3 protein-coding genes are annotated in these 22,048 nt (G+C 66.8%); all 3 read right to left on the minus strand.

Translation table 11 applies throughout. The features are described 5' to 3' along the window. Positions 1 to 219: 219 nt before the first annotated feature. A complete protein-coding gene (locus WS87_RS32645; RefSeq protein WP_059820843.1) occupies positions 220 to 2,187 on the minus strand; it encodes an O-linked N-acetylglucosamine transferase, SPINDLY family protein in 1,968 nt (655 codons plus the stop codon). A 218-nt stretch (positions 2,188 to 2,405) separates the two neighbouring features. After that, positions 2,406 to 6,176 (minus strand): Ig-like domain-containing protein, encoded by a 3,771-nt coding sequence (locus tag WS87_RS32650; protein WP_107938245.1) that lies wholly within the window; start codon positions 6,174 to 6,176, stop codon positions 2,406 to 2,408. 104 nt (positions 6,177 to 6,280) lie between these two features. Then, positions 6,281 to 21,916, minus strand: coding sequence for an Ig-like domain-containing protein (locus tag WS87_RS32655; RefSeq protein WP_159085746.1), 15,636 nt, complete (start codon positions 21,914 to 21,916; stop codon positions 6,281 to 6,283). Positions 21,917 to 22,048 lie beyond the last annotated feature (132 nt).

Here is a 22,048-nt window from a genome sequence, read left to right on the forward strand (position 1 = left end):
TATATTCTCGAATGCCGAATATCGACTCAGAAAATTCTAAAGAGACGGTGCGGCAGTTGAAAGATGACGAGTCAGATAAGTGGATGGGCCGAGCGCGGCCCGCTCAGGGCCGACCGTGCCGGTCAAGATGAGCCGCGCGCACGCGCGACAACGCTCCGGCGCGATACGTCGCCCGGCTCGGTAGCGCACCTGTCGCACGTGCGCCTTTGACTGCTCGTTTCATATCATCGATGCATCGAGCACGATGGGGCGTCCGTCCGCCTCCGTGCCACACGTCTCGCGCGCCCAGATTGCGCGATACAAGCGTTCGAGCTGGTGAGCGAATCGTGCGGGATCGAATAGCGGCCCATGGTGCCGCCGCTCGTCGAGCGTCGCACGGACGCTTGCAAACCGGGCCGGATTGGTGGCGAGCGCGCGCGCGACGTCGCGATACGCGTGCAGATTGTCCGTCACCAGTTCCCCGAGCCCGACACTTCGGAGCAGACTCGCGCCGACGCGGCTCGCGAACGTCTCGCCGATACGCGTCACCATCGGCACGCCGGCACGCAATGCGTCGCTCGCCGTCGTATGCGAGCCGACCGGATACGTATCGAGCGCAAGATCGGCGAGACGCAACCGGGCGAGATGTGCATCGCGCGCCAGGCGCGCCGCGAAGATCACGCGCGACGGATCGACGCCATGTGCCTGCGCGGCATCGCGCAGACGCGTCTGCGCCTCGGCGTCATCTGGCCGGGCAAGCCACAGCACACTGCCAGGCACGGTGTTCAGGAGTTCGCACCAGACGGCAAACATGTCCGGGTCGAACTTGAATGTCTGATTGAAGCTGCAGAACACGAAGCCGTGCTCGGGCAAGCCCGCATCGGCCCGCGACGGCGTTGCCGTATCGCGCTCCAGGACATCGTTCGGCTGGTAGCAGTCCGGCATCAACGCAAGCGTCTCGCTGTACGCTGCACCGGCGTCGATCGGCGTCACGACCGCGTCGCCGATCAGATAGTCGGCCAGCCGCGGCTCGCCGAGGGACCCCGGATAGCCGAGCCAACTGACGATGACGGGAGCGGGGCGCCGTGCCGGGATGCCCGGCCGCGCCCCCGTCGTGTACCCCTTCAGGTCGACAAGGATCTGGATCGCGTCGCGCGCAATGCGATCGGCCGCATCGGCGTCCGACAGCGACCGGACCTCGTGAAATTCGGCCGGCATCCGCGCGATGCGCGCGCGGTACGCATCGTCACCTGCCGGCCCGTACGAGTACAGATGCACGTCGACGCGGGCAGGATCGTGCCGCTCGAGCACCCCGGCGAGCAAGTGCATCGTCGCGTGCTCCTTGAAGTCCGCGGACAGGTAGCCGATGCGCAACCGGCCCCCGCCGGCACGGGCGCTGCCACGCGACACGAGCGGCGCGGCCGTCAGTTCCCTCGCCCAGCGACTCGCGGCAAACCGGCGCGCGGCATCCCGCTGGCCGGTTGCCGAGACGCCGGGGAGGTTCAGCAGCACCCACGGTGTCATCGCCGGCGCACGCGGCTCTGCCAGCGCCGCCGCCACGGCCGAATCGAGCGCCGCCAGATCATCCCAGCGCGCGAGCTGGCGACGCACGTGGCGCACGGACTCCCAGCGTCGTGCACGGCGATAGGCCCGCTCGGCTTCGGGAAGCCGGTGCAACCGCTCGAGCAGGCTGCCATAGCCCAGCCACGCATCGGTCAGGTCGCCGTCGAGTTGCAATGCATGCTCGAACGCGGCAAGCGCATCAGCATGCGCTCCCGCCTCCGCGTACACGATCGCGAGATTCTTGTGTGCCAGCGCATAGCGCGCATCGACGTCGATCGCCAGCCGGTATTGCTCGATGGCCCCCTGGCGATCGCGCATCCGGTTCAGCAGATTGCCGAGGTTGTTGTGCAGGCGCGCCTGCCGCAAGCCCATGCCGATGGCATCGCGGTAGGCCGTCGCGGCTTCCGGATCACGACCGAGCGCACCAAGCGCAAGCGCGAGATCGGCGAGGAAGGCGGCCGAGCGACGGATATGCAGCGCCGCGCGTATGTGATCAACGGCATCGTCGTGGTGTCCGGACAGGTGGCACGAGACACCCAGCATATGCAGCGCGTCCGCATGACGCGGCTCACGCGCCAGCACCGCACGAAACAGCCGCGCCGCGCCGGCCGCGTCGCCGGCCTCCAGATGGCGCACGGCATCCATGAAAAGAGCGGCGTGTTTGCCGGGCCGCCCGACGGCACGCGCGGGGAATCTAACAGGTGACATAGCTATTCAGCCGAATATGCCGTCGCCGGCGGCGACGGGCATGGATGACGGCACGCCGACACTCGGCGACGCGCCCCAAATTGGCGCGCCAGCGTCCGGCGGCGCAGCATGCGCGCGCCGCGCCGACCGCACGCGTCCGCGCGTGTGGATCGACATCATGTGAAGTGCGTATCGATGCCATGCTGAACCAGCAGCTCCGCGTGCTGCGCCCCGTTCTCGTAGACCGTGTATGCGACTCCGTCGATCACCGCATCGCCGTGTGCGGCCCAGTCATGCCCGCCAATGTCGAGGTCCGACAGATCGAGCACGTCGCCCACTTGGCCGTTGACCCGCAGTTGCGCGTGGCCGTCGTCGCCGAACAGGTCGGGCGCACCGTCCTGCAACACGTCGAACAGCGACAGCTTCAACACGCCGGCGTCACCGATGGTCAGCATGTCCGCATCGGTCTCGTGCGCGGCGCATTGCGCGGACGGCTCGCCTGCCGCGTCGTGGCGCGCCATGCCCGACGGCGCGCGCGCATCCATGCCCTCCTGCGAAAGCGCTGCGGCAGGAGCGGGCCGGTCAGCCGCCGGGAGGGCGTTCGTATCGCCGCCAGCTTTGTCGACCGACGCGTCGACCGCCGAGGCGGCGTCGCCGTGACGATGGGCCGACTCGCCGGTGTCGCGCTGCACCTTCGCGTCGCTCGTCGCGCGATCGGACCCATCGTGTTCGGGATCCGTCACCTGCGCGGCATGCCGGGGCGCCGCCGGGTTCGTGACGTCATGGGGCGCCGAATGCTGCGCCGCCTGCGCGACGTCGTCTGCGGACGATGCGACAAACAGCGAATCCAGCCGGTACCACGCGTCCTCGATCTCGATCGCGTAGCTGTTGCTTGGGCCGTAGGTTTCGCCGTCTGGCCCCTCCGAGATCGCGGAAAAGGAGTGAACCCCGCCATCCAGGCCGTCATTCGGCCGGAACGACCAGTGCCCCTGCTGGTCGGCCACCGTCGACCCCATCAGGTCTTGAGCATCCTCGTAAATGTAGATCGTGAAACCCGGTGTAGCCTTTCCGACGATGTATGGACGCACCGCGTCCGTCGTGCCGTTCGGATCGATGATGTGGATGGCATCGTCGTAGATCGCCGTGATTTCCGGCGCGCTCGGCGTGGGCGACACGGCCGCTTCGACCTTGAATCCGAACCCGTCGCTGGGATCGCTCAATACGCCGGTCGCCCCTTGCACCCGCGCCGTGATCTCGTGCTTGCCATCGACCAGTTCGCCGCCCGGTTCGAACAGCCACTTGCCGCCGGCATCTGCCTTCGTGCTGCCGATCAGGGTCGGTTCGCGGCCAGTCTTGTCATAGATATAGACCAGCGCATACGCATCCGCCGTGCCCTTGATCGTCGGACGGGAATCGTCCGTTACGCTCGTGCCGTCGTGATTGAGCGGCCCCGTCACCGCCCCGACCCCATCGATCACATCGGTGATCCACGGCGGGCGCGGCAACGTCGTGTCGATCTGGATCGTGCAGGCCGGCGACAAGTCGCTGACGTTGCCGGCCCGGTCGGTCGCCGATGCGCTCACATGGTAGATGCCGTCATTCAAGTCGTCATCCGGCACCAGCACCCAATTACCGCGCTCGTCCGCCTGCACGGAACCGAGCACCTCCGTCCTGCCGCCGCACTCCGCGTACAGCGTCACTCGCGTGAACGGTTCGGATGTGCCGCCGAACATCGGCTTCGAATCGTCCGTGATGCCGAACTCGATGACATTCCCGACGAGCGAGCCGACATCGTCCATGATCTTGGTAATCACGGGCGGCCGCGGCGCTGCGGTGTCGACATTCACGACGAACGCGTCGCTCGCGACGCTCGCGTTGCCGGCCGCGTCGCGCGCCACCACGGTAAAGGCATGTTTGCCTTCGCTCAGCGCTTGCGGCGGCGTAAACGTCCAGTGGCCGTCCAGGTCCGCCATCACGGTACCCAGTACGTGGGTGCCGTCGAGAATCGTCACGTGGGCGCGGGCTTCGGCATGCCCTGACAAGGCCGGTTTCGTGTCGTCCGTATAGCCGTTATTCTGGATCGTGCCTTGCACCGGGCCGACATCATCGATCACAGTGTCGACCGTCGGTTGATCAGGCGGCGTCGTATCGACGACAATCTCATACTGGCCGGACGGTTCGCTCTGCTGTCCGGTCAGATCGACAGCCTGCGCCGTCAGCGTGTGCGGGCCCTCCGCCAGCGCATGAGCCGAATCCGGCGTGAATCGCCAGTTTCCCAGCTCGTCCGCCGTTGCGGTGCCGATCACCGTGTCGCCATCCCGAATCGTCACCGCGGCGTTCGGCTTCGCGACGCCCTGCAGGGTCGGGCGCACATCGTTCGTGAAGCCGCCATTCGCGACCGTCCCCGTCTGCGGCTCGACATCGTCGATCACGGCGACGATCGTAACGGTTCCCGGTCCCGTCGTATCGACGGTCACGGTATGGATCTCGCTGGCCACACTGCTGTTGCCCGCCGCGTCCATTGCGACTGCCGTGAGCTCGTGCCGGCCGTCCGCCAGCGGCAAACCGGGCATGAAGACCCAATTGCCGTGATCGTCCGCGGTGGTCGATCCCAGCACGTCGTCGCCATCGTAAATCCGCACGACTGTGTGCTTCTCCGCCTTGCCCGACAGTACCGGCGCCGCGTCGTCTGTATATCCGGGGTTGTCGACCGGACCCTGCACCGGCCCGATGTCGTCATATACGGAATCGATCGTTGGTTGCGCGGGCGGCGTCGTATCGACGGTCACCGCGTACGCACGCGATACAGCACTCTCATGGCCGAAGCGATTGATCGAAACAGCCGTGAAGCTGTGTTCTCCATCTTCCATGGGATGGGCGAGCGTCAACGACCACGTCCCGCGCTCGTCGATCGTCGTGCTGCCGATCGGGTCGCTTCCGCCGTTGTCGTAGAGATAGACCGTCGTACCGATTTCGCCGCGCCCCTGGAGCGTCGGCGTCGCATCGTTGGTGACGCCGCCCCGGTTCACGATGCCGACGTGCGGCTCCGCGTCATCGAGCACCCAGTCGAGCAGCGGACGACTCGGCACGGCCGGCCCCGCCGTGACCTCGAAGCGCTCGGATGCCGCGCTTGACTGCCCGTTGGCGCCCACCTCAACCGCGTGCAGCCCGTGCGTTCCATCCGGCAATGGCCTGCTCGCCTCCAGCCGGAACGACCAGGTGCCGTCTGCGGACACGGTCGTCGAACCAACCAGCGTGTCGTCCACGTACACGAGAATCGTGTCACCAGCCACCTTTCCCGTTCCCTCGACCGTCGGGCACGGATCGTTCGTCATCCCGCCATTGCCGACCCGGCCGATCACGGGTTCGACATCGTCAACCAGATAGCGGATGGCCGGCGCCGGTGGCCGCGTCGCGTCGTCGCTTGAGGACACGGCGCGGGGCGATTCCGCCCCATCGCCACCGCCATCGCCACCGCCACCCGACGCCGCGGCCACCGCGCCTGCCGTGGCCGCGGCCACGCCGAACGCGCCGAGGCCGAACGTGGTCCAGTTGACATGCGGTACGCCCGGTTCGGCGGCCGCTAGGCCAGGCACGGCAAGCGTGGCCGCCTCGCCGTCCGCCAGCGTGGCCACGCCGCCCTCCGGGTTGTCGTACGCGTAGTACTGTTCGCTCTCGCCTGCCGCGAGCAACTGCCCGTTCGAACCGTAGTAATGCTCGATCACGATCTGCGGCGATGCATTGCCGTCCGTACTCAGCAACAGATCGTCGCCGTGCCGCTGCACCATGATGCCCTGCAGGGGCTTGCCCGTTTCCGCATCGGCAAGGATGTAGCGCGCGTTCGGCGTCGCCTCGATCCTGGTCGTCGCAACGGGATCCGTGCGACCGGGATCGACCACGCGCATGGCAGCGTGGCCACCGGCAACAATTATCTTGATCACGCTCATGTGAATGTCTTGATACTCGGAATACCGAAGAAAATCATGCAAAGAGCGCCCCGGATCCCTGGGCCGGTATGCCGGCCAGGGGATCCGGGGCGCTGCTCCTCCGCTTACATCAGGTGCGTGGTCACGCCGTGCTGTACGAGCAGTTCAGCGTTCTGCGCGCTGTTCTCGTAGACCGCGTACGCGACACCATCCACCATCGTCTCGCCGTGCGCGACCCATTCACTGCCGTGACCGTCGAGCGAGCCGGACAGATCGACCACATCGTGCGCGTCGCCCTTCACCATCAGTTGCGTGCGGCCGTCGTCGACGAACAAGTCCTTGCCGCCATGCTGAAGCACGTCACCAAGCGACAACCTCAACGTGTTCGCACCCGAACCTGACAGGTCGATCGCATCGATTGCACCGGGCAGGGAGGGGCTCAACAGCGTCGAGAGGTCAAGCGTCTGGCCACCACCGTCCACCGCGAGCACGCTGTGCTCGCCGCGCGGCTCGACGTGCGCGGGCACGCCGTCGGCTGACACCGTCCGCAGTGCCTGGGACGTTTCGTCGAGCGAGGCTTCGCGCACCTCGCCGGCATTCGCCGCATCGTGCCCTTCATGCAGCGCCGGGCTACCGCCCGCATGCGACGCCACATCGTGCTCGCCGCCAAACAGCGAATCGGTCGACGCCTCCACGTCGTTCGAATACGCCGACCCGGCCGGCGACGGCTCGATTTCGATCGTTACCTTCGTCGATCGGGCGCTCGGGTTGCCCGCCGCATCGGTTGCCGTGACGGAAATCACATACGACCCATCGGCCAGCGCGGTATCCGGCATGAACGTCCAGTGGCCCGTCGCATCCGCATGCGTGGTGCCGAGTACGCCGCCGTGTTCCGTCATCACCGTGATCGTCGCCCCCGCCTCGGCAAGGCCGGCGATCTGCGGCCGGTGGTCCGTCGTCGTCCCGCCGCTTGCGCCGAGCGACCCGGTCACGCCGTCGACATTCACGATCACGTCCGTGATCGTTGGTTGTACAGGTGCAGTCGTATCGACCTCGAGCAGGTACGGATCCGATGGTGCGCCAACGTTGCCGGCCTTGTCGGTCGCCGTCATCGTGATGCGATGCACGCCGTCGTCCAGGTCCGTTGCAGGCACGATCGACCAGTCGCCTGTTGCCGTGACACGCGCGGAGCCCAGCAGGTGCTTCTCGCCCTCGTAATCCGAATAGAGCCGCACGATCGAGCCCGGCTCGGCCTTGCCGCTGAACATCGGCATCGAGTCATCGGTGAGGCCGACCTTGAACATGTCGCCGGTGGTCGGGCCCACGTCGTCCATCAGATGCTCGAGCTTCGGGCCGTCCGGCGCAACCGTATCGACGTGCACTGTGTACGTGCCGCTCGTTTCGCTCGCGTTACCGGCCGCATCCCGCGCGACCACGGTAAACACGTGCTCTCCGTCGGTCAGACGTTCGATCGGCGTATACGTCCACGTACCGTCGGCCGCCACAATGGTCGATCCGAGCACGGCCTCGCCATCGTAGACGGTGACGATCGAGTTCGCCTCCGCCTTGCCGGACAACGTCGGGGTCTTGTCATCCGTATAGGCGCCGTCGGCGATCGTGCCTTGCTGCGCACCTACGTCGTCGGTCACCGCATCGATCGTCGGTTGTGCCGGCGGCGTGAGATCGACCGTGAATATGAACGGCGCCGTTTGCGCACTTTCGCCGGACGCATCCGTCGTCATAGTTGCCGTGATCGCATGGTCGCCCTCCGTGAGCGCCGTCTCGAGCTTCAACGACCACGCACCATCCGCGCCCGCGATCACCGATCCCGCGACCTTGCCATCCACGTACACCTTCACCAGCGAATCCGGCGTCGCCTTACCCGTCACCTCCGGATGCACGTCGTCCGTCGTCTGGCCCGGCTGCAGTGCGCCCGTGACCGTCCCAACATGGTCGACCACCTCGTCGATCGCGATCGATACGCCCGCACCCTTGGTGTCGACCGTGAATTCGGTCGACGCGCTGTGCGCGCTCGTATTGCCCGCCGCATCGGTCACCGTCGTCGACAGGCTGTGCTTGCCGTCCGCCAGCGACTCCGTCGGGCGGTAGCGCCACGTGCCGTCGGCATCCACCACCGTCGAGCCGATCGCCTTGTCGCCGTCGAAGATCGTCACGATAGCGCCCGGCTCCGCCTTGCCGCTGAACACCGGCGCCGCATCGTCCGTCACGCCGCCCGCTTCGACCTGACCCGTCACCGCACCCACGTGATCGGTCACCGTCTCGTTCGTCGATACCCCCGGCGGTGTCGTGTCGATTTCGAGCTCGAACGGCGCGGTGTGCGCGCTTTCGCCCGTCGTCGGTGTCGTTACCGTGGCGGTGATCCGGTGTACGCCCTCTGTCAATGCGACATTCGGGCGGAGCGACCACGCACCATCCGCGCCCGCGATCACCGATCCCGCGACCTTGCCGTCCACGTACACCTTCACCAGCGAATCCGGCGTCGCCTTACCCGTCACCTCCGGATGCACGTCGTCCGTCGTCTGGCCCGGCTGCAGTGCGCCCGTGACCGTCCCAACATGGTCGACCACCTCGTCGATCGCGATCGATACGCCCGCACCCTTGGTGTCGACCGTGAATTCGGTCGACGCGCTGTGCGCGCTCGTATTGCCCGCCGCATCGGTCACCGTCGTCGACAGGCTGTGCTTGCCGTCCGCCAGCGACTCCGTCGGGCGGTAGCGCCACGTGCCGTCGGCATCCACCACCGTCGAGCCGATCGCCTTGTCGCCGTCGAAGATCGTCACGATAGCGCCCGGCTCCGCCTTGCCGCTGAACACCGGCGCCGCATCGTCCGTCACGCCGCCCGCTTCGACCTGACCCGTCACCGCACCCACGTGATCGGTCACCGTCTCGTTCGTCGATACCCCCGGCGGTGTCGTGTCGATTTCGAGCTCGAACGGCGCGGTGTGCGCGCTTTCGCCCGTCGTCGGTGTCGTTACCGTGGCGGTGATCCGGTGTACGCCCTCTGTCAATGCGACATTCGGGCGGAGCGACCACGCACCATCCGCGCCCGCGATCACCGATCCCGCGACCTTGCCGTCCACGTACACCTTCACCAGCGAATTCGGCGTCGCCTTACCCGTCACCTCCGGATGCACGTCGTCCGTCGTCTGGCCCGGCTGCAGTGCGCCCGTGACCGTCCCAACATGGTCGACCACCTCGTCGATCGCGATCTCGACGTGGCTTGTGTCCACGGTGAAGCCGATCGACGGACTCCGTTCGCTCGTATTGCCGGCCACATCGGTCACCGTCGTCGACAGGCTGTGCTTACCGTCCGCCAGCGACTCCGTCGGGCGGTAGCGCCACGTGCCGTCGGCATCCACCACCGTCGAGCCGATCGCCTTGTCGCCGTCGAAGATCGTCACGATAGCGCCCGGCTCCGCCTTGCCGCTGAACACCGGCGCCGCATCGTCCGTCACGCCGCCCGCTTCGACCTGACCCGTCACCGCACCCACGTGATCGGTCACCGTCTCGTTCGTCGATACATCCGGCGCGGTCGTATCCACCGTCAGCTTGAACGGCTCGGTCGGCTTGCTTTCGCCCGACGCCGGCGTCGTCGTCGTCGCCGTGATGTCATAGGTACCGTCCGTCAACGCCGCGCCGACCTTGACCGACCACTTGCCGTCGGTTCCCGCCGTCACCGACGCGACCAGCGTGCCGTTGGCGTAAATCTTCACCAGCGAGTTCGCCGTCGCCCGTCCGGCAAATTCCGGCTGGGTATCGTCCGTCGTCTGGCCTGGCTGCAACACCCCTTGAAGCGTCCCGACGTGATCGGTGACGGTCTCGAGCACGATCACGCCCGCGCCCGACGTATCGACCGTAAATTCGGTCGACGCGCTGTGCGCGCTCGTATTGCCGGCCGCATCGGTCACCGTCGTCGACAGGCTGTGCTTACCGTCCGCCAGCGACTCCGTCGGGCGGTAGCGCCACGTGCCGTCAGCATCCACCACCGTCGAGCCGATCGCCTTGTCGCCGTCGAAGATCGTCACGATAGCGCCCGGCTCCGCCTTGCCGCTGAACACCGGCGCCGCATCGTCCGTCACGCCGCCCGCTTCGACCTGACCCGTCACCGCACCCACGTGATCGGTCACCGTCTCGTTCGTCGATACATCCGGCGCGGTCGTATCCACCGTCAGCGTGAACGGCTCGGTCGGCTTGCTTTCGCCCGACGCCGGCGTCGTCGTCGTCGCCGTGATGTCATAGGTACCGTCCGTCAACGCCGCGCCGACCTTGACCGACCACTTGCCGTCGGTTCCCGCCGTCACCGACGCGACCAGCGTGCCGTTGGCGTAAATCTTCACCAGCGAGTTCGCCGTCGCCCGTCCGGCAAATTCCGGCTGGGTATCGTCCGTCGTCTGGCCTGGCTGCAACACCCCTTGAAGCGTCCCGACGTGATCGGTGACGGTCTCGAGCACGATCACGCCCGCGCCCGACGTATCGACCGTAAATTCGGTCGACGCGCTGTGCGCGCTCGTATTGCCGGCCGCATCGGTCACCGTCGTCGACAGGCTGTGCTTGCCGTCCGCCAGCGCTTCCGTCGGGCGATAGCGCCACGTGCCGTCGGCATCCACCACCGTCGAGCCGATCGCCTTGTCGCCATCGTAGATCGTCACGATAGCGCCCGGCTCCGCCTTGCCGCCGTAGGTCGGCGTTGCATCGTCGGTCACCGTGCCGTTCGTGATCGCTCCCGTCAGCGCGCCCACGTCGTCGATCAGCGATTGATCCGTCGAGGCGGCAGGCGCCGTCGTGTCCACGACGATCGTGTATGCCCCCGTCTCGGCGCTCTTCTCGCCGCCCTCGGTTTCGGCGCTGGCCGTGAACTTGTGTTCGCCATCAGCCAGCGGCGCATCGGGGCGGAACCACCAGCGACCGGTCGCGTCCGCCTTGACGGACCCCACCTCGTTGCCGTCGATGAACACGTGCACGATCTGCCCGGCCTGCGCCGTGCCCGTCACCGTCGCCTTCGGGTCGTTCGTCACGCCCGACTGGCCGATGTTACCGACGTGCGGCTCGATCGCATCGAACACGCCCGAGATCGACGGCGCGGTCGGCACACCGCCCACCAGGACCGTGAAGTCGAACCCCGCGCTCTGCGCGCTTTCGTTACCCGCTGCGTCGGTCGCCACCGCCGTCAGGTGATGATCACCGTCGGTCAGCGGCGCAACCGGCGCAACCGGACGGAACGACCAGTTGCCGCTGGCGTCGGCCCGCGCGCTGCCGATCAGCACCTGCTTGCCAAATACTGTGTCGTAGATCAGCACCAGGCTGTTCTTCTCGGCCGTGCCGTTCACCAGCGGTTGCGCGTCGTCGGTCGTATCGTGCTGGCTCAGCGGTCCAGTCACGTCACCCACGGCGTCGATCACTTCCATGATCACCGGCGGGTTCGGTGCGGACGTATCGAGATGAAGCGTGAAGCCGTCGCTCGTCTGACTCGTATTGCCTGCCGCATCGCGCGCGGTCACCGTGAACACGTGCGTACCGTCCGACAGGGGGGAACTCGGCGTGAACGTCCAGCCGCCCGCCGCGTTCGCAACGGTCGAGCCGATCGCCTTGCCGCCGTCGTAGATCGTCACCACCGCGCCCGGCTCCGCCGAGCCCCTCAGCGTCGGCGTCGTATCGTCCGTCGTCCCGTGGTTCACGATCGTGCCCTGCACTGCACCCACGTCGTCATACGCCGACTCGATCGTCGGCCGATCCGGCGCCGTCACGTCCACCGTCAGCTCGAACGGCTCCGTCAGCGCGCTCTCCACCCCGTTCGTCGTCGACGACGCCGCGATCTCGTGCGCCCCCTCCGACAACGGGGCCGGCAACTTCAGCGACCACTGCCCGTCACTGCCCGCCTGCACCGAGCCGGCCACCTCTCCGTCCACGTACACCTTCACCAGCGAGCCAGGCTTCGCCTTGCCCGTCACTTCCGGCTGGCGGTCGTCCGTCGTCTGTCCAGGCTGCAACGGACCTTGCACCGTGCCAACGTGGTCGATCACCTGATCGATCGTGACCACGACATGGCTCGTATCGACCGTAAACTCGAGCGGCTTGCTATGGCCGCTCACGTTGCCGGCCCGGTCCGTTACCGTCGTCGACAGACTGTGCGCGCCGTCGGCGAGCGGCCCAGTCGGACGGAACGACCACGTGCCGTCCAAGTTCACCACGGTCGAGCCGATCGCCTTCTCGCCGTCGTAAATCGTCACCACCGCGCCGGCCTCCGCCTTGCCGCGGTACGTCGGCGTTGCATCGTCCGTCGTCGCGCCATTCGCGATCGGACCCGTCGTGGGGCCAACATCGTCGATCAACATCTCGCCGGTCGACGCGGACGGTGCAATCGTATCCACCACGATCGGATAGTCGCCCGTCGGTTTGCTCAACTGACCATCGGTGCCTTCCGCCGTCGCGCTGAAGGTATGCTCGCCATCACGCAAGGGCGTCGTCGGACGGTAGGACCACTGGCCGGTGGCCGTCGTGATCGTCGTGCCGACTTCCTTGCCATCGATGAACACGTGCACGATCTGTCCGGGAAGCGCGGTGCCTTTCACCGTCGGTTGCGCGTCGTTCGTCGCACCGTTCGGCTCGATGTTGCCCACTTGCGGTTCGACCGCGTCGGTGACGCCCGTGATCGACGGCGCGCTCGGCACGCCCTGCAAGACCGTGATGTCATAGGTGTCGCTGAACGCGCTCCTGTTGCCGGCCGCGTCGGTCACCACCGCATGGAATGAGTGCGGGCCGTTCTCGAGCGGCATGCCGACACGGATCGACCAGTGGCCGTCCAGGCCGACTTGCACGAGTCCGATGTAGACGTCCCTACCGTTGACCCGGTCGAGGATCAGCACTTCGCTGCCGGGCTCGGCAGTACCGTGCAGCGTCGGACGCCGGTCGTCGGTGGTTTCGCCCGGATGCACCGAACCGGTCACGTCGCCGAAATCGTCGATCACGTCGACAATCACCGGCGCATCCGGCGGCGTCGTGTCGACGTTGACGACGAACGATGGCGACACGTCGCTCATCGTTCCCGTCAAATCCTTCGACTGCGCGGTCAGCGCATGCTTGCCTTCCGTCAGCGCATGGGCCGAGTCCGGCGTGAAGCTCCACTTGCCCGACGCGTCCGTCGTGGCCGAACCCAGCGTCGTGTCGCCATCGCGGATCGTCACGATCGAACCCGGCTTCGCCGTGCCATGCAGCGTCGGACGCGTGTCGTTCGTGAACCCACCGTTCGACACCGAGCCGGTTTGCGGCTCGACATCATCGACGACATTGGTGATGACGGTCGCACCCGGTCCCGACGTATCGACGGCGACGTTGAACGGCTCGCTTGCGCCGCTTTCATTGCCCGCCGCGTCCCGCGCCGTCACCGTGAAATCATGCTCGCCGTCCGCGAGCGGAGTACCCGGCGTGAACGACCAGCCGCCCGCCGCGTTCGCGACGGTCGAGCCGATCGCCTTGCCGCCGTCGTAGATCGTCACCAGCGCGCCCGGCTCCGCCGAGCCCTTCAGCGTCGGCGTCGTATCGTCCGTCACCCCGTGGTTCACGATCGGGCCCTGCACTGCACCCACGTCGTCATACGCCGACTCGATCGTCGGCCGATCCGGCGCCGTCACGTCCACCGTCAGCTCGAACGGCTCCGTCAGCGCGCTCTCCACCCCGTTCGTCGTCGACGACGCCGCGATCTCGTGCGCCCCCTCCGACAACGGGGCCGGCAGCTTCAGCGACCACTGCCCGTCGCCGCCCGCCTGCACCGAGCCGGCCACCTCTCCGTCCACGTACACCTTCACCAGCGAGCCAGGCTTCGCCTTGCCCGTCACTTCCGGCTGGCGATCGTCCGTCGTCTGTCCAGGCTGCAGCGGGCCCTGCACCGTGCCAACGTGGTCAATCACCTGGTCCAGCGCGATCGACATCTTGCTCGTGTCCACCGTGAACTCGTGCGAATCCCCTCGCTCGCTCGTGTTCCCCGCCTTGTCCGTCACCGTCGTCGACAGTCGATGCGCACCGTCCGACAGCGGCTCCGACGGCCGGAACGTCCACCGTCCGTCCTGACCCGCCACCGTCGAGCCGATCGCCTTGTCGCCGTCGTAAATCGTCACCACCGCGCCGGCCTCCGCCTTGCCGCTGTATACCGGCGTTGCGTCGTCCGTCGTCGTCCCGTTCGCGATCGGGCCCGTCACGTTACCAACGTCATCCAGCAGCGTCTCGTCCTTCGACGCCTCCGGCGCAATCGTGTCCACCACGATCGAATAGTCGCCCGTCGACGGGCTCATCTTGCCGTCCGGCGACTCGGCCTTCGCACTGAATGCGTGCTCGCCCTCCGCCAGCGGCGTCTCCGGGCGATACGACCAGCGGCCGTTGTCCCCAGCGATGACGATCCCCACCTCCTTGCCGTCCACGAACACGTGCACGGTGTGGCCCGGCTGCGCCGTGCCGCTCACCGTCGGCCGCGTGTCGTTCGTCTCGCCGTTCGGCGCGACATTGCCCACCTGCGGCTCGATCGCGTCGAACACGCCCGTGATCGACGGTGCGCTCGGCACCCCGCCCACCTGCAGCGTGAAATCAAAGCCGTCGCTCGGCTCACTTTCGTTACCCGAAATATCGCGTGCAACAGCCGTCAGTTCGTGCTGCCCTTCGGTCAGCGGCGAACCGGGCCGGAACGACCAGTGGCCGTCCGCATCCGCCTGCGTGCTGCCCAGCAGCACCTTCGCGCCAAACGCCGTGTCGTAGATCAGCACTACGCTGTTCTTTTCGGCCGTGCCCTTGAGCATCGGTTGCGTATCGTCGGTCGTATCGTGCGGCTTCAGCGGCCCGGTCACGTTACCGACGTTATCAATCACTTCCGCAATCGACGGTCTAGCCGGCGCCGACGTATCGACGGTGACGTTGAACGACTCGCTTGCGCCGCTCTCGTTGCCCGCCGCGTCCCGCGCCGTCACCTTGAAATCATGCTCGCCGTCCGCGAGCGGAGTACCCGGCGTGAACGACCAGCCGCCCGCCGCGTTCGCGACGGTCGAGCCGATCGCCTTGCCGCCGTCGTAGATCGTCACCAGCGCGCCCGGCTCCGCCGAGCCCTTCAGCGTCGGCGTCGTATCGTCCGTCACCCCGTGGTTCACGATCGGGCCCTGCACTGCACCCACGTCGTCATGCGCCGACTCGATCGTCGGCCGATCCGGCGCCGTCACGTCCACCGTCAGCTCGAACGGCTCCGTCAGCGCGCTCTCCACCCCGTTCGTCGTCGACGACGCCGCGATCTCGTGCGCCCCCTCCGACAACGGGGCCGGCAGCTTCAGCGACCACTGCCCGTCACTGCCCGCCTGCACCGAGCCGGCCACCTCTCCGTCCACGTACACCTTCACCAGCGAGCCAGGCTTCGCCTTGCCCGTCACTTCCGGCTGGCGATCGTCCGTCGTCTGTCCAGGCTGCAACGGGCCCTGCACCGTGCCAACGTGGTCGATCACCTGGTCCAGCGCGATCGACATCTTGCTCGTGTCCACCGTGAACTCGTGCGCATCCCCTCGCTCGCTCGTATTCCCCGCCTTGTCCGTCACCGTCGTCGACAGTCGATGCGCACCGTCCGACAGCGGCTCCGACGGCCGGAACGTCCATCGTCCGTCCTGTCCCGCCACCGTCGAGCCGATCGCCTTGTCGCCGTCGTAAATCGTCACCACCGCGCCGGCCTCAGCCTTGCCGCTGTATACCGGCGTCGCGTCGTCCGTCGTCGTCCCGTTCGCGATCGGGCCCGTCACGTTACCAACGTCATCCAGCAGCGTCTCGTCCTTCGACGCCTCCGGCGCAATCGTGTCCACCACGATCGAATAGTCGCCCGTCGACGGGCTCATCTTGCCGTCCGGCGACTCGGCCTTCGCACTGAATGCGTGCTCGCCCTCCGCCAGCGGCGTCTCCGGGCGATACGACCAGCGGCCGTTGTCCCCAGCGATGACGATCCCCACCTCCTTGCCGTCCACGAACACGTGCACGGTGTGGCCCGGCTGCGCCGTGCCGCTCACCGTCGGCCGCGTGTCGTTCGTCTCGCCGTTCGGCGCGACATTGCCCACCTGCGGCTCGACCGCGTCGAACACGCCCGTGATCGATGGCGCGCTCGGCACGCCCGTCAGCACCGAGAAGTCGAAGCCGTCGCTGGGCTCGCTTGCGTTGCCCGCCGCGTCACGTGCGACCACCGACAGCGAGTGATGGCCATTCTCAAGGGGTTCGGACTGGAACGACCAGTGGCCGTCCGCATCCGCCCGCGTGCTGCCCAGCAGTACCTGTGCGCCGGACGTCGTGTCGTAAATCAGTACGATGCTGCCCGGCTCGGCCGTGCCTCGCAGCGTCGGCTGCGCATCGTCGGTCGTATCGTGCGGATGCAGCGGCCCGGTCTCGTTGCCGGCGTTGTCGATGACTTCCTCGAGCGACGGCTTGCCCGGCGGCGTCAAGTCGATGTTCAACTCGTACGGCTGCGACGGCGCGCTTTGCGCGCCAGCCGCGTCCTTCGACTGCGCAGTCAGCGCATGCTTGCCCTCCGTCAGCGCATGGGCCGAGTCCGGCGTGAAGCTCCACTTGCCCGACGCGTCCGTCGTGGCCGAACCCAGCGTCGTGTCGCCATCGCGGATCGTCACGATCGAACCCGGCTTCGCCGTGCCATGCAGCGTCGGACGCGTGTCGTTCGTGAACCCTCCGTTCGACACCGAGCCGGTTTGCGGCTCGACATCATCGACGACGTTGGTGATGACGGTCGTACCCGGATCCGACGTATCGACGGTGATGTTGAACGACTCGCTTGCGCCGCTCTCGTTGCCCGCCGCGTCCCGCGCCGTCACCTTGAAATCATGCTCGCCGTCCGCGAGCGGAGCACCCGGCGTGAACGACCAGCCGCCCGCCGCGTTCGCAACGGTCGAGCCGATCGCCTTGCCGCCGTCGTAGATCGTCACCACCGCGCCCGGCTCCGCCGAGCCCTTCAGCGTCGGCGTCGTATCGTCCGTCACCCCGTGGTTCACAATCGGGCCCTGCACTGCACCCACGTCGTCATGCGCCGACTCGATCGTCGGCCGATCCGGCGCCGTCACGTCCACCGTCAGCTCGAACGGCTCCGTCAGCGCGCTCTCCACCCCGTTCGTCGTCGACGACGCCGCGATCTCGTGCGCCCCCTCCGACAACGGGGCCGGCAGCTTCAGCGACCACTGCCCGTCGCCGCCCGCCTGCACCGAGCCAACCACCTCTCCGTCCACGTACACCTTCACCAGCGAGCCAGGCTTCGCCTTGCCCGTCACTTCCGGCTGGCGATCGTCCGTCGTCTGTCCAGGCTGCAGCGGGCCCTGCACCGTGCCAACGTGGTCGATCACCTGGTCCAGCGCGATCGACATCTTGCTCGTGTCCACCGTGAACTCGTGCGAATCCCCTCGCTCGCTCGTGTTCCCCGCCTTGTCCGTCACCGTCGTCGACAGTCGATGCGCACCGTCCGACAGCGGCTCCGACGGCCGGAACGTCCACCGTCCGTCCTGACCCGCCACCGTCGAGCCGATCGCCTTGTCGCCGTCGTAAATCGTCACCACCGCGCCGGCCTCCGCCTTGCCGCTGTATACCGGCGTTGCGTCGTCCGTCGTCGTCCCGTTCGCGATCGGGCCCGTCACGTTACCAACGTCATCCAGCAGCGTCTCGTCCTTCGACGCCTCCGGCGCAATCGTGTCCACCACGATCGAATAGTCGCCCGTCGACGGGCTCATCTTGCCGTCCGGCGACTCGGCCTTCGCACTGAATGCGTGCTCGCCCTCCGCCAGCGGCGTCTCCGGGCGATACGACCAGCGGCCGTTGTCCCCAGCGATGACGATCCCCACCTCCTTGCCGTCCACGAACACGTGCACGGTGTGGCCCGGCTGCGCCGTGCCGCTCACCGTCGGCCGCGTGTCGTTCGTCTCGCCGTTCGGCGCGACATTGCCCACCTGCGGCTCGACCGCGTCGAACACGCCCGTGATCGACGGTGCGCTCGGCACCCCGCCCACCTGCAACGTGAAATCAAAGCCATCGCTCGACGCGCTTTCATTGCCAGCGGCATCCTTCGCGATCACCGACAGCGTGTGCGTCCCTTCCGGCAACGACGAAGCGGGCCGGAACGACCAGTGGCCGTCCGCATCCGCCCGCGTGCTGCCCAGCAGTACCTTCGTGCCGTTCGCGACGTCATAGATCATGACAATGCTGTTCTGCTCGGCCGCGCCTCGCAGCGTCGGCTGCGCATCGTCGGTCGTATCGTGCGGATGCAGCGGCCCGGTCTCGTTGCCGGCGTTGTCGATGACTTCCTCGAGCGACGGCTTGCCCGGCGGCGTCAAGTCGATGTTCAACTCGTACGGCTGCGACGGCGCGCTTTGCGCGCCGGATATGTCCTTCGACTGCGCAATCAGCGCATGCTTGCCCTCCGTCAGCGCATGGGCCGAGTCCGGCGTGAAGCTCCACTTGCCCGACGCGTCTGTCGTGGCCGAACCCAGCGTCGTGTCGCCATCGCGGATCGTCACGATCGAACCCGGCTTCGCCGTGCCATGCAGCGTCGGACGCGTGTCGTTCGTGAACCCACCGTTCGACACCGAGCCGGTTTGCGGCAACTGGTCGTCGAAGGCGTCCGTAATGACGACCGTGCCAGGCCCTGAGGTATCGACCTTTATCGCGTAGACCTCGCTTGCGCCGCTTTCATTGCCCGCCGCGTCCCGCGCCGTCACCTTGAAATCATGCTCGCCGTCCGCGAGCGGAGTACCCGGCGTGAACGACCAGCCGCCCGCCGCGTTCGCAACGGTCGAGCCGATCGCCTTGCCGCCGTCGTAGATCGTCACCACCGCGCCCGGCTCCGCCGAGCCCTTCAGCGTCGGCGTCGTATCGTCCGTCGTCCCGTGGTTCACGATCGTGCCCTGCACTGCACCCACGTCGTCATACGCCGACTCGATCGTCGGCCGATCCGGCGCCGTCACGTCCACCGTCAGCTCGAACGGCTCCGTCAGCGCGCTCTCCACCCCGTTCGTCGTCGACGACGCCGCGATCTCGTGCGCCCCCTCCGACAACGGGGCCGGCAGCTTCAGCGACCACTGCCCGTCACTGCCCGCCTGCACCGAGCCGGCCACCTCTCCGTCCACGTATACCTTCACCAGCGAGCCAGGCTTCGCCTTGCCCGTCACTTCCGGCTGGCGGTCGTCCGTCGTCTGTCCAGGCTGCAACGGACCTTGCACCGTGCCAACGTGGTCGATCACCTGATCGATCGTGACCACGACATGGCTCGTATCGACCGTAAACTCGAGCGGCTTGCTATGGCCGCTCACGTTGCCGGCCCGGTCCGTTACCGTCGTCGACAGACTGTGCGCGCCGTCGGCGAGCGGCCCAGTCGGACGGAACGACCACGTGCCGTCCATGTTCACCACCGTCGAGCCGATCGCCTTGTCGCCATCGTAAATCGTCACCACCGCGCCGGCCTCCGCCTTGCCGCTGTATACCGGCGTCGCGTCGTCCGTCGTCGTCCCGTTCGCGATCGGGCCCGTCACGTTACCAACGTCATCCAGCAGCGTCTCGTCCTTCGACGCCTCCGGCGCAATCGTGTCCACCACGATCGAATAGTCGCCCGTCGACGGGCTCACCTTGCCATCCGCCGTTTGCGCGGAGGCCGAGAAGCTGTGCGAGCCCTCCGTAAGCGGCGTCTCAGGCCGGTAGTTCCAGCGGCCGAATCCATCAGCTGTCACGCTCGCGACGATCTTGCCGTCGACGAAGATGCGCACGATGCTGCCAGCAGGCGCGGTACCCGTTACGGTCGGTTGCGCGTCGTTCGTCACGCCGTACTTCTCGACGTTGCCGATGTGTGGTTCGACCGCGTCGAACACGCCCGTGATCGACGGCGTAACCGGTACGCCCCCGATCTGCAGCGTAAAGTCGAAGCCGTCGCCGAGCTCGCTCTCATTACCCGCAGCGTCGCGCGCGATCGCGCTCAGTTCGTGGTCGCCCTCCGGCAGCGGCGACGGCGGCCGGAACGACCAATGGCCGTCCGCATCTGCGCGCACACTACCGAGCAACACCTGTTTGCCGAAGACCGTGTCGTAGATCAGCACGACACTGTGTGCTTCAGCGCTCCCCTTGATTTCCGGCCGCGCGTCGTCGGTCGTATCGTGCGGCTTCAACGGCCCGGTCACGTCACCGGCGTTGTCGATCACATCCGTGATAGCCGGCTTGGCCGGCGGCGTGGTGTCGACGTCGATCGTAAACGGGTCGCTCGCTTGGCTCGTGTTGCCCGCCTTGTCCTCTGCGCGCACCGTCAGTACGTGCTCACCGTCCGCGAGCGGCTGGCTCGGCGTGAATGACCAATGCCCCTCCTGATCGGCGACGGTCGAGCCGATCGCCTTGCCGCCGTCGTAGATCGTCACGATCGAACCCGCTTCGGCATTGCCCGACAGCGCGGGCTTCTGATCGTCGGTCGAGCTGTGATTGTCCAACGGCCCCTGAATCGATCCGACATGATCGACGACCTCGCCGATTGTCGGCTGCTCGGGTGGCGTCGTATCGACGACAATCTGGTATGCACGCGAAGGCGCACTCTCGCGGCCCAAGCGGTCCACCGCCTTCGCAGTGAGACTGTGATTGCCGTCCGCGAGCGATTCGGGCACCTGGAACGACCAGGTCCCGCTGTCACCGATTGCAACGCTGCCGATCGGCGTCGCCCCGCCGTTGTCGTAAATATAGATAATCGATCCGATCTTGCCGCGCCCTTCGATCGTCGGTCGATCGTCGTTCGTCACGTCCTGGCGATTGACGATGCCGACGTGCGGATCGGCGTCGTCGATCACGCGGTCGATCAGCGGACGGCTTGGCGGCGACGTGTCGACCGTCAGCGAATAATCGGTCGAATCGCTGGCACGACCGGATGCATCGATCTCGACGATCGAGAACGTATAGTTTCCGTTGGAGAGCGGTTCGCTGAGCGAAAGCGACCATGTGCCGTCCGCACCGACGGTGGTCCGGCCAACGATTTCGTTACCGAGCCGGATTTCGATCGTATCGCCGGCCGTCTGCCCAGTGCCTTTGAATACCGGGGTCTCGTCATCCGTGTAACCCCCGTCCGGAATCGACTTCAACGCGGCGCCATTGTCGTCGTAGACGCCGGTAAGCGACGGTGCAGCAGGCGGAGCAGGCTGTTCCTCCTGCTTCAATTCAGGCTGATCTCCGCTCGAGCGCCCGCCCGCGCTGGCCGCGATTCCGCCCGCAAGGGCCGCCACGGGGACGGCAAACGCGGTGCCCAACGCGCCCAGCGTGCCGAGACCAAGCGATCCCGCCCCCTGCGTAGCCGCCATCGTTTCGGCGAAACCCGGCACCAGACCGGACTGGCTCAGTCCGACCGGCGCATCCACGTTCGCGGCGAGCGCGCCCAGTTCCGCTTCCCCGTCCGCGCTCGAGGAAACGACGTAGTCGTAGTACTGGCCGCCCTCTGCTTCGCCGACCAGTTGGCTGCTCGATCCATAGTAATCCTCGATGATGACCTGCGGCTCGTCCGCACTCGCACCATCCAGGCCAATATGCAGATCCTTACCGACGCGTTTGACCGTGACATGCCGGGGTGCCAGCCCGGTCGATTCGTCGATCAGTACGTATTTTCCGTTGGGAACCGCCTCGAGGACCTTTGGCGCCCCCGCCACACCAGGATTCAGTTCGACGGTTTTATTGATCGCCTTGCCGCTGACGACAGCGAGTTTGATGACACGAGTACTCACAAGCGCTTCCTTGGTTTATTGTTTGCCAATGACTTGAAAAAAAGACGCACACGGCATTCGCTCCGCTTCCCCAGCAAAGACACAACCATCCACGTCTAAAACAACAGCCAATTCTTGCCATGAACCCGACTA

It is taken from the genome of Burkholderia sp. MSMB0856 (assembly GCF_001524645.2).
Lineage (GTDB): Bacteria > Pseudomonadota > Gammaproteobacteria > Burkholderiales > Burkholderiaceae > Burkholderia > Burkholderia diffusa.

What these genes read in the sequence shown, in the direction of transcription:
- WS87_RS32645 (WP_059820843.1), bottom strand. Translation starts at nt 2,187, where the DNA reads ATGGATGCCGTGCGCCATCTGGAGGCCGGCGACGCGGCCGGCGCGGCG.
- WS87_RS32650 (WP_107938245.1), bottom strand. Translation starts at nt 6,176, where the DNA reads ATGAGCGTGATCAAGATAATTGTTGCCGGTGGCCACGCTGCCATGCGC.